The organism is Haloarcula sp. H-hyl2 (genome assembly GCF_056934385.1).
In genome coordinates this window covers 842756-858324 of record NZ_JBRIIJ010000001.1, presented here as the reverse complement: position 1 = coordinate 858324, position 15569 = coordinate 842756, and the positions used below count along the sequence as shown (strand labels likewise).

General features: G+C 66.9%; 16 protein-coding genes. 2 read left to right on the top strand and 14 right to left on the bottom strand.

All coding sequences use genetic code 11. The features are described from left to right. The first annotated feature begins 162 nt into the window (after positions 1-162). Positions 163-1689, top strand: a complete 1527-nt coding sequence (locus tag Hhyl2_RS04485; protein WP_483549534.1) for a cryptochrome/photolyase family protein — start codon at positions 163-165, stop codon at positions 1687-1689. An 11-nt stretch (positions 1690-1700) separates the two neighbouring features. Here Hhyl2_RS04485 and Hhyl2_RS04480 read toward each other — a convergent pair whose 3' ends face one another. The 7 genes from Hhyl2_RS04480 to Hhyl2_RS04450 form a co-directional block, all read right to left on the bottom strand. Further along, positions 1701-3416 (bottom strand): ABC1 kinase family protein, encoded by a 1716-nt coding sequence (locus tag Hhyl2_RS04480; protein WP_483549533.1) that lies wholly within the window; start codon positions 3414-3416, stop codon positions 1701-1703. Positions 3417-3468: 52 nt separating this feature from the next. After that, the gene (locus Hhyl2_RS04475; protein WP_483549532.1) at positions 3469-3774 is read right to left on the bottom strand and encodes a DUF8011 family protein; all 306 of its coding nucleotides are present in this window, start codon (positions 3772-3774) and stop codon (positions 3469-3471) included. A gap of 45 nt (positions 3775-3819) precedes the next feature. After that, the gene (locus Hhyl2_RS04470; RefSeq protein WP_483549531.1) at positions 3820-6414 is read right to left on the bottom strand and encodes a heavy metal translocating P-type ATPase; all 2595 of its coding nucleotides are present in this window, start codon (positions 6412-6414) and stop codon (positions 3820-3822) included. A 138-nt stretch (positions 6415-6552) separates the two neighbouring features. Next, positions 6553-7143, bottom strand: a complete 591-nt coding sequence (locus Hhyl2_RS04465) for a winged helix-turn-helix transcriptional regulator (protein WP_483549530.1) — start codon at positions 7141-7143, stop codon at positions 6553-6555. 90 nt (positions 7144-7233) lie between these two features. Next, positions 7234-7941 carry a TMEM165/GDT1 family protein gene (locus tag Hhyl2_RS04460; protein ID WP_483549529.1) on the bottom strand — a complete coding sequence of 236 codons (708 nt, stop codon included), beginning with the start codon at positions 7939-7941 and terminating at the stop codon, positions 7234-7236. Next, entirely contained in the window at positions 7938-8633 is a 696-nt protein-coding gene (locus Hhyl2_RS04455; protein WP_483549528.1) for a metal-dependent transcriptional regulator, read from the bottom strand. Before Hhyl2_RS04455 ends, Hhyl2_RS04460 begins: the two co-directional genes overlap by 4 nt. 83 nt (positions 8634-8716) lie before the next feature. After that, on the bottom strand, positions 8717-8866 hold the full coding sequence (locus Hhyl2_RS04450; RefSeq protein ID WP_483549527.1) for a hypothetical protein: 150 nt from the start codon (positions 8864-8866) through the stop codon (positions 8717-8719). Between the two features lie 75 nt (positions 8867-8941). Between Hhyl2_RS04450 and Hhyl2_RS04445 the strand changes: the two genes are divergently transcribed. Continuing rightward, complete coding sequence (locus Hhyl2_RS04445) at positions 8942-9439, top strand: metal-dependent hydrolase (RefSeq protein WP_483549526.1); 498 nt, start codon at positions 8942-8944, stop codon at positions 9437-9439. Here Hhyl2_RS04445 and Hhyl2_RS04440 read toward each other — a convergent pair. The 7 genes from Hhyl2_RS04440 to Hhyl2_RS04410 all read right to left on the bottom strand — a co-directional run bounded on the left by Hhyl2_RS04440 (position 9432) and on the right by Hhyl2_RS04410 (position 15556). Continuing rightward, positions 9432-9680: an MTH865 family protein gene (locus tag Hhyl2_RS04440; protein WP_483549525.1), complete on the bottom strand. Its 249-nt coding sequence runs from the start codon at positions 9678-9680 to the stop codon at positions 9432-9434. The two genes, Hhyl2_RS04445 and Hhyl2_RS04440, sit on opposite strands and share 8 nt — an antisense overlap. A 125-nt stretch (positions 9681-9805) precedes the next feature. Continuing rightward, a complete protein-coding gene (locus tag Hhyl2_RS04435) occupies positions 9806-10399 on the bottom strand; it encodes a DJ-1/PfpI family protein (RefSeq protein WP_483550550.1) in 594 nt (197 codons plus the stop codon). 78 nt (positions 10400-10477) lie between these two features. After that, positions 10478-11278, bottom strand: coding sequence for an HAD-IIA family hydrolase (locus Hhyl2_RS04430; RefSeq protein ID WP_483549524.1), 801 nt, complete (start codon positions 11276-11278; stop codon positions 10478-10480). Positions 11279-11314: 36 nt separating this feature from the next. Next, positions 11315-12697, bottom strand: coding sequence for a response regulator (locus Hhyl2_RS04425; protein ID WP_483549523.1), 1383 nt, complete (start codon positions 12695-12697; stop codon positions 11315-11317). Between the two features lie 64 nt (positions 12698-12761). After that, a complete protein-coding gene (locus tag Hhyl2_RS04420) occupies positions 12762-14159 on the bottom strand; it encodes a hypothetical protein (RefSeq protein ID WP_483549522.1) in 1398 nt (465 codons plus the stop codon). Beyond that, complete coding sequence (locus Hhyl2_RS04415; protein ID WP_483549521.1) at positions 14156-14878, bottom strand: ABC transporter ATP-binding protein; 723 nt, start codon at positions 14876-14878, stop codon at positions 14156-14158. Before Hhyl2_RS04415 ends, Hhyl2_RS04420 begins: the two co-directional genes overlap by 4 nt. A gap of 36 nt (positions 14879-14914) precedes the next feature. Further along, on the bottom strand, positions 14915-15556 hold the full coding sequence (locus Hhyl2_RS04410) for a DUF998 domain-containing protein (RefSeq protein ID WP_483549520.1): 642 nt from the start codon (positions 15554-15556) through the stop codon (positions 14915-14917). Positions 15557-15569: the final 13 nt, after the last annotated feature.

The window sequence follows — 15569 nt, the reverse complement described above, 5'->3', positions numbered from 1 at the left end:
TTTATCTACTTTCGTAGTATCGGTGCACCGAACATGTAAGCCATCTGTTTAAGTATCAGGCAGCCCCAACTCTACGGGTCAGCATCCGATACCAACACAGTTCGGAGGGGGTTTCTTTGGGTGGCCGTCCCTCCATGGTCGTATGCACGCGGGTGATCTACCGTGACGGTCTGGGTTCGAGGAGACCACCTGATGCAGCACCGCGGGCCGGTGGCCCGTCGGCCCGACGAACGTATCCTCCTCGTCGAATCCCAGGAGTTCGGTCGGAAGCTCCCGTACCACCCGCACAAACTGACGCTGGTCTACAGCGCGATGCGACACGTACGAGACGACCTCCGGGACGCCGGCCGAGCGGTCGACTACCGGCAGGTCGAGACGTTCGCGGACGGACTTCGTGGTCACTTCGCCGATTTTCCGGACGATACCCTCGTCACGACCGAACCACAGGTCCATGGCGGGCGCGAACGGCTCGAACGGATCGTGGCCGACGCGGGCGGCAGCATCGAGTTCGTCACCGACGAACGGTTCTGCTGTTCGCCGGCCACCTTCGACGACTGGGCGAGCGACGGCCGCTACCGCCACGAGGACTTCTATCGGTTCATGCGCCGTGAGACCGGCTATCTGATGGCCGACGGTTCGCCGGTGGGCGGCGAGTGGAACTACGACGATCAGAACCGCGAGACGCCGCCCGAGGACTGGACGCCCGCCGACCCGCCGGCGTTCGACCCCGACGAGACGACGAGGGCCGTCGCCGAGTGGGTGGCAGCGACCTTCGACGACGGGTACGAGGAACCACCGTACGGCGGCGAGTGGGCCGACCCCGAACCGTTCCGCTGGCCGGTGACCCGACGGCAGGCCGTCCAGGCGCTGGACCACTTCGTGGAACATCGCCTGACCGACTTCGGTCCCTACCAGGACGCCATGCGAAACTCCGAGTGGACCATGAGTCACAGCCTCCTCTCGACGTCGCTGAATCTGGGGCTGCTGCTGCCCGACGAGGTGATCGAACGAGCCATCGCCGCCTACGAGGACGGCGAGGCACCGCTGAACAGCGTCGAAGGGTTCGTCCGCCAGATCCTGGGCTGGCGCGAGTTCCTCCGACACGTCTACCGCCGGGAGATGCCCGACCTGGCCACGGCGAATCAGCTTGGCGCCGAGGAGGCCCTCCCGGAGTTCTACTGGACCGGCGAGACGGACATGGCCTGTCTCTCGGACGTGGTCGACGGCGTCCGACGACGGGGCTACTCCCACCACATCGAGCGGCTGATGGTGCTGTCGAACTTCGGGCTGCTCTACGGTGTCGAGCCCGCACAGCTGAATCGCTGGTTCCACGCGGGCTACGTCGACGCGTTCCACTGGGTCACCACGCCGAACGTCGTCGAGATGGGGCTGTACGGTGCCGGCGTCTTCGCGACGAAACCCTACGCCTCCTCGGCCAACTACATCGACAAGATGAGCGACTACTGTTCGGGCTGTCCCTACTACAAGACCAAGACCACGGGCGAGGGTGCCTGCCCGTTCAACGCGCTGTACTGGGACTTCCTGGACCGCAACGCAGAGCAGCTCCGGTCGAACCACCGGATGGGGCTGATGTACAGCCACGTCGACAAGAAGGCCGACGATGAGCTGGCGGCGATCCGCGAGCGGGCGGCAAGGGTCCGGGAGCTGGCCGAGCAGGGCGACCTCTGACCGCCTGTGGATCACTCCTCGGCGGGCTCGTCCTGTCGCTGCCCCATCTCGTACCGGGTGAACTGCGGGCGGGAGAGCGCCGGGCCGCGCTGTCGACGGAACGACCACGCGAGCACGGCCGCCACGACGACCGTCCCGCCCCCTGCGACGGCCGCCGGTTCGAGACCGGCTTCCAGATAGAGGAACGCCATCACGGGGACGCCCGCTGCGACTGCCATCCCGAGCAAGAGCCGCCGCGCCATCTGTCTGAGGAGGCCGTCGCTGTCCGCCAGGATTGTCTCCAGAACGAGCTCGCCCCTATCGACGGTATCCAGCGCGTCTTCGGCCCGCGGCGTCCCCGTCACCAGCGACCGGCTCGACCGAGCCACCGTATCGCGTATCTCCCGGCCGATGGCCATCCCCGCCTCGGCGCGCTGCTGTTCGGTGACGTACTCGGTGATGACGTCGATGAAGTCGAACTCGGGGTCGAGCGTGCGACAGACGCCTTCCAGGACTGTCGAGACTCGCACGACGAGCGCGAGGTCCTGCGGGAGCCGCATCGGGAAGGCGTACAGCTGGCTCTCGAACTCGCCGACGAGTTGCTCGATGCGGAGGTCGCTGATGTCCTCGCCCCGGAACTGGTCGATGACGATCTCGAAGGCCTCGCGCATCACCTCCCGGTCGGCCGCCGGGTCGAGCGCGCCCATCGCGACGAAGGCGTCCATCACGCGATCGACGTCGTCGGCCGCCAGCGCGACGTAGAACTCCATCAGTTGCTCGCGGGTGCGGGCCCCCAGGTGGCCGGTCATCCCGAAGTCGTAGAAGACGATGGTCCCGTCGGGCTGGACGGCGAGGTTGCCCGGATGCGGATCGGCGTGGAACACACCGTCCTCGACGACCATCTGCATGTAGACCTCCTCCAGGCGCTGGACGAGTGCCGTCCGGTCGATACCGAGTTCGTCGAGTCGCTCGACGTCGTCGACCTTGACGCCGTCGACGTAGGTCATCGTCACCACGCGGTCCGTCGAGTGGCTCTCGACGACCTCGGGGATCGCGATACGGTCGTCGTCCGCGAAGTTCTGACCGATCTCGGTGAGCATCCGGGCCTCGTGGCCGTAGTCCATCTCGCGGCGGATGGTCGCCGCGAACTCCTCGGTGAGGTTCTCCAGGGTGAACGCCTGAGCGGGTTCGGCGCCGCGGACCAGGATGGGCGTCAGCGTCTCCAGCACCCGGAGGTCCGATTCGACGCGTTCACGGATGTTCGGCCTGAGTACCTTCACCGCGACCCGCTGGCCGTCGAGTTCGGCCGTGTAGACCTGACCCAGCGACGCGCCGCTGATCGGCGTGCGGTCGAAGCTGTCGAACTCGGCGTCGATCGGGCCGATCTCGTTTTCCAAGACCGGCCGGATGCGTTCCCAGTCGTCCGGCGGTACCTTGTCCTGGAGCTGCGAGAGGACCTCGGTGTACTCGATGGGAAGCGCGTCCGGACGGGTCGAGAGCATCTGTCCGAGTTTGATAAAGGCCGGGCCGAGCTCGACGAACGTCTCCTTGAGAAATCGGGCGCGGCGCGTCCGGTCCTCGCTCGTGACCGTCCGCGAGCGGCCGACGACCAGAAACCGGCGCCGGTCCCGGAGCCACGCGACCACGAGCGGGACGAACTGCCAGGCCACCACGAGCGCGCGCCAGAGGGCCCGCAGGCGGACGCCGAGGCCCGAGGGCTGGCGCCGGGGTGGCTGGGACTCACTCACGACCGGCGTTCAGTGTCCAGCGCAAATGAACGTACTGGATACGCGGCGTCGCCTACCCGGTCACGATGTCGGGGGCGAGAACGATGGCGACGAGCAGACAGACGAACGTGAGGATCGCTGTGAGACGGAACGCGCCGGCTATCTTCCGGCGGTGTATCGGCAGTGACTCGGCGATGCCCGAGAGCATCGCCCCGAACGCCATCACGAGTAACCAGATGCCAGACGTACCCCTGACCCCCAGGTACGCGTAGAAGTACAGATGTATCGCCAGGAAGGCGAACGCGCTGGCGAACTGCACCAGCGAGTTCGGTCGGCCGGCCGGCTCACTGAACAACACGTCGTCGACGGTGGAGGGCATCGTCCGACGGAACGCCCGCGACTGACAAATATCTCGGGGGTCGGTCTACGGCCGCAGGAAACCCAGCAGCCGGTAGTCGCTGTCGGGCGTATACCGCCGGAATGCGAGACTGTTCGCCAGGACCGACACCGAGGAGGCAGCCATCGCGCCGGCGGCCAGCGCCGGCTGGAGCAGGCCCAGCGAAGCCAGCGGGATCATCACGGTGTTGTACCCCAGCGCCCAGAAGAGGTTCTGCTTGATCTTCTGGAGCGTGGCCTCGGAGATACGGATGGCCTTGAGCACGTCGGCGGGGTCGTCACGCAACAGCGTCACGTCCGCGGCTTCGATAGCCACGTCCGTTCCGGAACCGATGGCACAGCCGACGGCGGCGGCCGCCAGCGCGGGCGCGTCGTTGACGCCGTCGCCGACCATCATCGCCCGCCGGCCGTCCGCCTGGAGGTCGTCGACCGCGTCGGCCTTGTCCTCGGGGAGCACGCCGGCCATGACGTTGTCGGGGTCGATACCGACCTGTTCGGCGACGGCGCGGGCCGTCCGCTCGTTGTCGCCGGTGATGAGCCAGACGTCGGTCCCGCGCTCGCGGAGTTGCGAGACGGCGTCGGTGGCCGTCTGCTTGACGGTGTCGGCGTCTGCAAGCACACCCAGCAGACGGTACTCCTCGTCACCCTCGGCGCGGAGCGCGACGAGCATCGCCGTCTTCCCCTCACGTTCGAGGGCGTCGAGTCGGTCCTCGGCGGGGCCGACGTCGACCCCGTTCTCGGTCAGCAGTGTGCGGTTCCCGACGAGTACCTCACCGTGGCTCGTGGTCGCCCGGACACCCTGTCCGGGGACGTTCTCGAACTCCGTGGGGTCCTCGACGTCGATGCCGCGCTCGCGGGCGCCCTCGACGATGGCCTCGGCCAGCGGGTGTTCGCTGCCGGACTCGGCACTCGCGGCGACTTCGAGGACGTACTCGGGCGTGCGTTCCGGTTCGACGTCCTCGCGGAGTTCACCACCGTCCGTGGCCGGCCCGACCACCTCGACGTCGGTCAGTTCCAGCTCGCCCTCGGTCAGCGTCCCGGTCTTGTCGAAGACCACGGAATCGACGTCACGGACCCGTTCGAGGATATCGCCGCCCTTGAAGAGGACGCCGTTGCGGGCACCGATTGCCGTCCCGACCATCGTCGCGGCCGGTGTCGCCAGTCCCAGCGCACACGGGCAGGCGATGAGCACTGCGGAGGCGAAGACGACGACGGCGAACTCGGTGACGCCGACCGTCGCCGGCCCGCCGGCGGCCAGCCCCCACACCGGGAGGCCGCCGACGAACGAGGCCAGCGCCTCGGGCGCGAGCGTCCAGATCAGGCCCCACAGAAGCGCGTTCGCGATGACCGCCGGGACGAAGTACGCGGAGATGCGGTCGGCGACGTTCTGGATGTCGGGCTGGCGGGACTGCGCGGCGCGGACTCGCTCTGCGATCTGCTGGATCGCGGTCTCCTCGCCGACCTTGGTCGCCTCCATCACGAGGACGCCGTTCTGATTGACCGTCGAGCCGACGACCTCGTCACCGGGCTCCTTCTCGACGGGGACGGACTCGCCGGTGACCATCGACTCGTCGACCGCCGAGGAGCCGTCGCGGACGACCCCGTCGGTGGGGATCTTCTCACCCGGCCGGACCTTCAGTCGGTCGCCGACCTCGACCTCGGCGAGTTCGACCTCCGCCTCGCTGCCGTCCTCGCGGACGATAGTCGCCGTGTCGGCCTCCATCTCCAGCAGTTGCTGGATGGCCGCACCGGCCTGGCTCTTCGAGCGGGCCTCCAGGTAGTTCCCCAGCGTGATGAACACGAGGATGAACGCCGCCGTATCGAAGTACAGGCCGGTCGAGGCGATGAGGTCGAACAGCGCAGCCACGGAGTAGAAGTACGCCGTCGAGGAGCCGAGCGCGATCAGCACGTCCATGTTGGCCCGGCGGTTCTTCACGAGGGCCGTGTAGGCGTTCTCGTAGAACGGCCGGCCGAGCAACGCCTGGACGGGCGTCGCCAGCAGGAATGCGACGATACCCTGGTACTGGCCGACGACGGTTCCCTCCAGGAGACCGAGCCCCAGCAGGTGGTCGGTCATCATCACCAGCAGTGGCAGCGAGAACACCGCACCGAACAGCGTCAGGCGGAGCTGTCGGCGGGTCTCGGCATCGCGGGCAGCGTCACGGCGCTCACTGGAGGACTGTTCCCCGTCGGCGGCCTCGTCCTCGCGGACCGGTGTGTAGCCGGCGGACTCGATGGCCTCGTAGAGGTCCGCGAGCGAGGCGTCCGCGGGGTTGTAGGTTACCTGGGCCTCGTCGGTCGCGTAGTTGACGTCGGCGCTGATGACGCCCGGCGTCGCCTCCAGCGCCTCGGCGTTCGTCTCGGCACAGTTCGCACACGACATGTCGGTGATGCCGATGGTCACCGTCTCGGTGACGACGCCGTAGCCGGCGTCCTCGACGGCGTCGAATATCTCGGCCAGCGACACCACGTCCGGGTCGTAGGCCACCGACCCCTCGTCGGTGGCGTAGTTCGCGTCGACGTCGCTCACCCCGTCGAGTGCGCCGACCCGCTCCTCGATGGTGGCCGAACAGTTCGCGCAACTCATGCCCGTCAGCTCCAGCCGGGCAGTCCTGGTGGTCATCTTGGTCTCTAGTACGTCCTCCCTGTTGATGCGGTTTGTCCCTGTAGTTCGAAAGCATATTCGCCCCTGGAATTTTGAAGCAGGGTGTATGAGGGGTCGATACTTTCGTTCCAAAACCAGACCCGGACGTCCGGGAGGTCAGATTCCCTCTTTCAGCGACTCGTACTGGTCGACGAACCGCTCGGCACAGGACTCACAGCAGAAGTAGTAGGAGTCGCCGTCCAGGGTGCGCTGGACGCCTTCCTCGTCGACACTGTTCCCACACTCGGCACAGTCTGGGGCGAACTCCGGCCCAGCCAGGCCCGGCTGCCACTCGCTGTCGGCCAGCAACCGTACCTCGTACTCTTCCACGTCGTCGATATCGACGGCTCGATCCAACAAGGCGCTCACCTCGGTCTGCTGGACGGTCGCACTGACCAGGACGCTGTCGTCGGCGGTCCGGAACGTGTGTTCGACGGCGTCGGTGTCGGCCAGTGCGTCGGCGACAGCCTCGCCGCGACCCGGCCGAACCTCGATGTCGATCAGGACCGGCACACCCGACCGGAGGAGCGACCGGTCGACGTCGAGCGTGAACCCGCGGATGATACCCATCTCCCGGAGGCGGTCGACACGGTCCGAGACCGCCGGCGCCGAGAGTCCGACCTGGTCGGCGATGTCACTGTAGGGCCGTCGCGCGTCCGCAAGCAGGAGGTCGAGGATCTCGCGATCGGTGTCGTCGAGGCCGCGCATGGTCCACCAATGCGCCAGCCGGGAGAAAGGCGTTTCGTCGGCCGCTCGTACTGTCGGCTGTACGTCGTTCAAGGATTTCGCTACCACGAATCAGACCGGAACCGCGCTGGCAGCGGCCGAGACCAGCTGTTCCCACACCGAGACGCCCAGCGTCACCTTCAGCCCGAAGTCGACGGCGAAAAAGAGGAACAGCGCCGCGCCGGCGAAGTGGGCCTTCCGGAGGTCGAAGCTGTGGGAGAATCGGTGGAAGAACAGCGCGTTGGCCAGGCTCACAGGGATGATCGCCAGCATCTCGCCGGTCCAGATCGCCGTCGGATGGGCCGCGTACTGTGCGGCCAGCGAGACGGTGACGAGTTGGGTCTTGTCCCCGAACTCGCCGAAGGCCATCATCGCGAAGATCGGGAGGAAGCCCCCAGCGATGTTCGGGACCTTCCAGTCCAGGATCGGGACACGGACGTCGATCTCGCCCCCATCGGTGGTGAGTGCGTTGGCCGGTTCCCGGTCCGGGATGCCGGGTTCCGGGGCGGTCCTGACGAGCATGTACGCGAACACGAGGAACAGCACCGCCGTCAGACTGTCCAGCACGATACCGGGTAACATCTGCAGGACGGTACTCCCCAGCCAGATCTCGACTGCCGTCCAGCCAGCGAACGCCGTCCCGGCCGCGCCGACCACCAGAAATGGATTGAACCGCGTCGAGAGGCCGGCGATGATGAACTGTACCTTCTCGCCGGGCAGTACTGCCAGTTGTGCGCCCGCGGCGATGAAGACGACCGTGAGCCAGGTCACCTCGCTCACGCCTCGCTCACTCCGTTCTCGCTTCGCTCGTTCTCCGGCGGCCGGACCTGGATGGCGTCCGCGATGCCGTCGGGCAGTGAGACTGATTCGCCGGACTCCAACGTGACGGTGACCATCCCGATCGGGGCGACCTCCTCGACGGTGAGGACCGTTCCGGGGGTGATACCGGCCTCGTCGAGATAGGTCAGCTCCTCCGGTTCGCGGTCACGGACACGAGCGACCTCCAGTCGGACGCCCTCGCCGTGGTCCGAGAGTGCCGAGGCGGGCACGTCGTCGATCGGTTCGAGCGCGTCGTTGGGGATCGGATCGCCGTGTGGGTCCACGTCCGGGTTGTCAAGCGCCTCCGCGACGCGCTGTTCGAACTCCTCGCTGATGTGGTGTTCCAGGATCTCGGCCTCCTCGTGGACGGTCGCCCAGTCGTAGCCCAGTTCCTCGGTCAGGAACGTCTCCAGCAGTCGGTGGTGGCGGATGACCTCGAGCGCGATGGTCTCACCCTCCGGCGTCAGGGTGACCCCCTTGTACTTCTCGCGCTCCACGAACTCCTGATCGGCCAGTTTCTCGATCATGCTCGTGGCCGTCGGTGGCGTCACGCCCACGGTCTCGGCGATGGTAGACGTAGCGACGGGCGCCCCGTCTTCCCGTTCGAGGCGATAGATGGCTTTTAGATAATCCTCCATCTTCGCGCTCAACATACGCTAGATTAGACCAATCTAACTGAAAAGTGTGCTGGTACGAAACCACCGGACGAGACGTGGCTTGGTGACAGTCACCACGATCATTCGTCGGCGGTGTACGTCTCCCGCCGGGACCGGGTGAAAAGCCAGAGCGCGAGATACCCCGCGGCACCGAGCACGAACAACGTCGCCGGGATCAGGAACGGCCCGAACGTCCTGACGAGCGTCTCCAGAACCGACATCACAGCCATGCCCGCCCTTCGGAGTGGGGGCTGATAAACGACGGGGACGGCAGGTACAAGCGACTGGCGCCCCTTCTATCGGTCGTGTATCGGCTCGGACACTACGGCGTCGGACTGCTCGTGTACGCACCTATCGGGTTCGCTCTGATCGCACTCGACGCGGCGGAGCTGGCCGTCCTCGGTGGTGCGCTCTCGCTCGGGCTCGCACCGGTCCCCGACTACGACCAGCAACTCCCGTTCGTCAGCCACCGCGGCGTCACGCACACGTTCCTGTTTGCGGGCGTCGTCGGCGGGCTCCTGGGCGGCCTGGGGTGGGCGGTCGGGGCCACGACGGCGGGCCAGAGCGCGCTTGCGCTGGCCGGGTTCGGAGCACTGGTCGGGACGACGAGCGTCCTCGCACACTTGCTCGCCGACATCATCACACCCGCGGGTATCAAACCGCTGTGGCCACTCTCGGGGAAGAACTACACGCTGGGCCTGACCCGCGCGGACAACACCCTCGCGAACTACCTGCTGCTAGTACTCGGCGTGCTCGCGATAACGGCCGTCGCGGCGACGGTCTCGCCGGGCGCGCTCAGATGAGGTCCTGGTCTTCAAGCGATTCCATCACGTCGTCGACGAAATCGTCGACGCTCTCGTAGGGGAACTCGCCGTTGAGCTTGGTGTTCAGTTCCATCGCCGTCATCGAGAAGTCCCCGGACTCGAACTTCGTCGAGGGACCGGCCGGCAGCGCCGGCACCAGGTCCATCGGGCTGGAGATGGGATAGTCTGCGTCCTCGAACGCCTCGGTGAACTGATCGCGAAGATCCGCTTTGTCGACCATGATTCGCTTACCACTAACGACAGCGGTCCCATAAAGCGTTCGTTTTTTGGCCACTCTCCCGTTGTTGTAAGTTTATTCGGGCAGGCAGGACGCAGCGAGCGCGTTCTTCGGAAAATGCGAGTCGATCAGTCGTCTGCCGCCATCGCCGCTTCGCCGTGAGTCACCTCGTCGCCCAACAGGTCCATGAACTGGGCGATCCATTCGGGGTGGTCCGGCCAGGCCTGTCCGGTGACGAGGTTCCGGTCCGTGGTCACCTCGTCGACCCACGAGCAGCCAGCGGCCTCACATTCGGCCTGGACGGCCGGATACGAGGTCATCTCGTAGCCGTCGAGGACGCCTGCCGCCGCCAGGATCTGCGGGCCGTGACAGAGCGCCGCGACCGGCTTATCGGCCTCGAAGAAGTGCTGTACCGCCTCGATGACGGGTTCGTGGGTCCGCAGATACTCCGGAGCCCGGCCACCGGGAACGACCAGCGCGTCGTAATCGGCGGGGTCGACGTCGGCCATCGTCGCGTTGAGTTCGAAGTTGTGGCCCCGGTCCTCCATGTAGGTCTGGTCGCCACGGAAGTCGTGGATGGCCGTCTTGATACTGTCACCGGCCTCCTTCTCCGGACAGACGGCGTGGACCTCGTGGCCCACTGTCTGGAGTGTCTGGAACGGTACCATGATCTCGTAGTCCTCGCCGAAGTCGCCGACGATCATCAGGATGTTCTTGCCCATCGGTATCACCACACGGACGTACGCGTGGCTCCGGCATAAACATGTAGTCCAGACAATATTGGCCGGCGAGCCAGGGACCTACGGATCGCTCGCGAGGTTTTCGACGATGGGTTCGACCGCCGACAGCGAGTCGACCACGTAGTCCGGCGTGACGTCGCTGCGGTCGACGTCCACCCGGTCGCTGACACCCGTCGTCACGAGCACGGTCGTCATCCCGCTACGTTCGCCCATGCGGATGTCGGTGTCCAGGCGGTCGCCGACGATCAGCGACTCCGCGGCCGCACAGCCGAGTCGCTCCTCCGCGGCGGAGACGGCGACTGGCGACGGTTTTCCGAGGATCTGGTCGGGGTCACGATCGACCACACCCGCGACCGCGCGGATGATCGCTCCCGAGCCGGGGACCGGATCGCCGTTCTCGTCGGGGAAGGTCCGGTCGGGGTCGGTACCGAGGAACGTCGTCCCGTCGCCGACCGTCCGGAGCGCGTCGACCAGGTCCCGGTAGTGGAAGGTGTCGGTCCAGGACGCGAGCAGGACGTCGGCGGCACCCGGCCGTTCGGTCACCACCGCGTCCGTCGTCCGGACCTGCTCGCGGACCGCGTCGGTGCCGATGACGAAGACCTCGTCGCCGGCATGTTCGGCGTGGAGGTACTCGCTGGTGACCTGGCCCGAGGAGCAAGCCTCTCCCTCGCGTGCATCGACACCGAGGCCCTGGAGTCGCCGGATATAATCGGCGCCGTCGTGGGTGGGGTTGTTCGAGAAGAAACAGAGCGAGCAGTCGCGTCGGCGGACCGTCTCGACGAGCGCGCCGACGCCGGGAAGGAGGTTGTCGCCGTGGTACACCGTTCCGTCGAGGTCGAGCACAACGCCCCGGAGTGTCATCGACGGCTGTAGGGAGTAGTCAGGCAAAAGCTCGTCTCATGCCGCATCGACGTCGGTGACCTCGAAGCGTGCGCCGCCGGACTCGCTCTCGGTCACGGCCACGCTCCAGCCGTGAGCGGTGGCGATTTCGCTGACGATCGCCAGTCCCATCCCCGTCCCCGCGTCGCTGGTCGAGTTGCCCATCTCGAAGATGTCCTCGGCACCGTCTTCGATCCCCGCGCCGTCGTCGGCGACGTAGAACCCGGACGACTCGGCCATCGTTCCCACCTCGACTGTTACGTCGCTGTCGTTGTGTTCGACGGCGTTCCGGAACACGTTCGCCAGCATGTCCTGTAACCGGCCGGCGTCGGCCCGGAACTGGACGTCGTCGGCGACGGTGAGACTGGCCTCGACGGTCTCGACGTATGCCCAGGCGTCGGTGGCGACGGCGTCCAGGGAGACGGTCGTGAACTCGTCGACCGTCTGGCCCTTCCGAGCGAGCGCCAGCACGTCGTCGATGATCCCGGCCATCCGGTCCAGCGACCGGTCGACCTTCGCGTAGCAGTCGGCATCGGTCTCGTCGTCCGGGACCGCCATCAGTTCGAGCGCGCTGCTGGCGACGTTGAGCGGGTTCCGGAGGTCGTGACTGACGACGCTGGCGAACCGTTCCAGCCGTTCGTTCTGGCGCTGGAGTTCCTGTTCGCGCTCGATCCGTTCGGTGATGTCCCTGGAGACCAGCTGGACGGTATCGGAGCCGCGGCGACCGTCGACTGGGACGAACTGGTTGCTGTAGTACCTGTCGCCGACGGTGTCCTCGGTGTGGACCGGCTCGCCCGTCTCCAGCGCCTCGCGGGCGGCCTCGATCCGGTCGCGGGCCGTCTCGGTGTCGATGAGGCCCGCCAGCTGTCGCCCGTCGACCGCAGAGCGGTTACAGCCCAGTTGTGTCGCCATCGCGGGGTTGGCCGACAGCAACGTCCCGTCGACGTTCAACTGCGCGATGCCGTCCGGGGAGTTCTCGACCAGCGACTCGAACTTCTTGCGCGTTCGATCCTGTGAGACGACGTTCTCGATCCGGTTGGCCAGCCGGCCGTACTGTTTGTCCTCGACGACTTCGAGTTTGAGGAGGTAGTCCGCGACGCCGGCGGCGATAGCTTCGCTGGCCGTCTCCTCGTCGCCGCGACCGGTCAGGAGGATAAACGGGAGGGTGGGCTCGTCCTCCCGGATCGAGCGCAACAGCTCCAGGCCATCCATCTCCGGCATCTCGTAGTCGCTGACGACACAGTCGAAGGTCTCCTCGCGGATCCGATCCAGTGCATCCTGTGGGTTGTTCACCGCTGTCGCGTCGATGTCGTGCTCCTGGGTGAGCGTGTCGGCGGTCATCTCCGCGAAGAAGTCACTGTCGTCGACGACGAGCGTCCTGATCTGATAGCCCCCTGTCATGGCCTCTGTGTTCGCTACCCTACCAACGACGTATCCGCACTTATATCCACGTGACAGCGACGACTCACTGCGAGCGTAGCTGGTGGTCCCAGCGGGGGCCCGCACGACGTGTGAGCCACAGACCAACACCGCCCGCGGCCGTCGCCAGCGCGACCGAGCCGGCAGTCGTCAGCGTGGGGGCAGCCGAAACCGTCAGTGAGGCGACGATGAGCGGTACAGCGAGCACTGCGAGCGAGGCCCCGAACAGCAGGAACAGCGGCGTGTCGAACAGCAATTCGTTCGGCGAAAGTCCGGTGACGAACGCCGTGACGCCGTAGACGTAGACCGCGACGCCGGGGAGCACCAGCGCACCGATCGCGAGCCGTCCGAGGGGGAACCAGACGGCAGCGACAGCGAGGTAGCCGAGACCGGTACAGATCGAGAGCAGCAGGTACGCCTGGAGCGTCGAAGAGAAGACCCGGCTGTAGGCGACGGGGAACCGCAGATACTCCCGCGGGTCGTCGAACTGGGTCACCCAGCTGTAGGTCGTGAACGCACCCAGACCGAGCAGCGTCCCGAAGGCGACCCCCGAATGGGGACGGATTCCGGTCGCGAGCGTCACCTGCCGGAGCAGGAGCGCGGTCACCAGAAAGAGCACGCCCATCGAGAACGCGACCTTCGAAACCGACCCCGAGGAGCGGCTGACCGAGAGCAGCGACCGCCGCGTCAGCGGGTCGTCGACCCAGGTGAACAGCCGGTCGGTGAGACGGTGACCGCCGCCCGAGTCGTCGGTCGTCGGGTCGAACAGCGCGACTCCCAGGCCGGCGAAGACGACCGTCGGGACGAGTCCCCGGACGGCGGCGCCTGCCGACGGGTCAGCGTAGAGCGCGTAGGGCGTATACGCGACGGGGTCGACACCCAGCACGACCACCGCGACTGTTCCGACAGCGAGCAGGGCGAGCAGGATGGTCCTGGCCCGACTCGCCAGCGCGATGAGCGTGAGGCTGAGTGACGCACCGAACGCGAAGGCGGCCACGACGGCGAGCCAGAGCAGCCCGACGCGTGGGACTGCCCCACCCCGCTGGACTGCGACGACACCGTAGCCAGCGACGGCCGGCGTCAGGACGAGTGCCGCGTAGTAGCAGACGTCCTTGACGAGGAAGATGGCCAACAGGCGCCGAAACGAGACGGGGAGCGTGCGCGCCGAGAAGACGAGTAGCGTCACGTCACCCAGCACGTCCCGCAGTGCGTCGCGGCCGACGAGCCCGATGGTCCCGACCTGGAGGCCGAAGAAACCCACCAGCGCGACGAGTCCACTGGCGACCGTCGCCGGAGTGGTTCCGGTCAGCGCCAGCAGCCACGTCGCCAGTCCGGTCAGCGCCGCGATAGCCAGCGGAAAGGCCCCGAAGCGTGCGCCGCCGAACAGGTCGCTGTGGAGGCGCCACTCCTCAAGGACCATCCAGCGAAAGAGCGTCCCGTTCACGCGCGAGCCTCCGGGCGGTCCCCGACCTCCGCGATGAAGTAGTCGAGCAGTTCCGCCTCGGACATCCCGCGGGGGTCACACTCGGCGACCAGTTCCCCGCCGTCGAGGATGCCGACGTGGGTACACAGTTCCGCGGCCACGTCGACGTAGTGGGTCGAGAGGAAGACGGTGTTGCCTGCCTCGCAGTAGGCGGCCAGTTGGCGTTTGACCTGCTCCTGCATGATGGGGTCGAGGTTCACGAGCGGTTCGTCGATGAACACGAGGTCGGGGTCGTGGAGGAACGCGGCCGCGAGCATCACGCGCTGGCGCTCGCCCTCCGAGAGCCCCGTCGAGAGCGCCTCCAGGACGGACTCGAACTCCAGGCGCTCGGCCCACTCGTCGATACGGGCCTCGACGTCGTCGACGCCCCTGATCTGGCCGACGAAGGTGAGGTACTCCCTCGGGGTGAGAAAGCTCGGCGGGTCCTCGCGCTCGGGGAGGATGCCGATGGCCCGCCGGACCGCAAGCGGGTCCGTCGCCGGGTCCTCACCGACGACGCGGGCGCTCCCGGCGCTGGGTTCGCGCTGCCCGGTCAGCAGTTCGATGGTGGTCGTCTTCCCGGAGCCGTTCGGGCCGAGCAGACCGAACAGCGCGCCGTCCTCGACGGTCAACGTGAGGTCGGCCAGTGCCGTCACGTCGCCGAACCGCCGCGCGAGGTCCGTCGTCTCGATGGCAACCATGGCAGTGTTTCGTGATACCGCGCGACGAACTTAGCCTTAGCTGTCGGATTCGGGTCCGACGAGCGGTATCGACGTTCGCTGAATCCACAGCGAGCGCGGGTGAGACAGCGCGACGAGGACCACCCAGATCGTGACGAGGACTGCCCCGACCATCTCGGGGATCGCCAACCCCGCTCGCATCAGGCTCCCGCCGGTGCTCCAGCGGTACCAGAACCCGACGTGGAGCGCCGTCAGGACCAGCGTCACGGCGCCGTACCGTCGCGCCCCGGCGACGAGGCCACCGATGCCCGAGACCGCCATCGTCACCATCGAGAGCAGGTAGAAGCCGATGGCGACCGGGCCGTGGAGCGGTTGCGACTGGGGAAAGACGCCGATGGCGGCCATCGAGACCATGGCCGCGACGAAGACGGGGACCGCTGCCTTCCCGACCGTCCCGCTGCCGGTCCAGAGCGCGTAGGCGAATCCGATGCCGATCAGTCCGCCGAGGACGAGGCCCCCGTCGAACAGCAGCGTCGTCAGCGGCGTCGCGACGGCGTGGCCCGGCTGGCCGAGGTTCGAGAGCGCGTTGCCACCCCAGCGAAAGCCCGGCGAGAGCAACGTCGCGAGCAGGATCGAGACGTTGGTCACCGTCACAGAGACGACGCCGGTCCAGAGACTCCCACGTTCCGTGTCCACCATACCCGGTAAACTA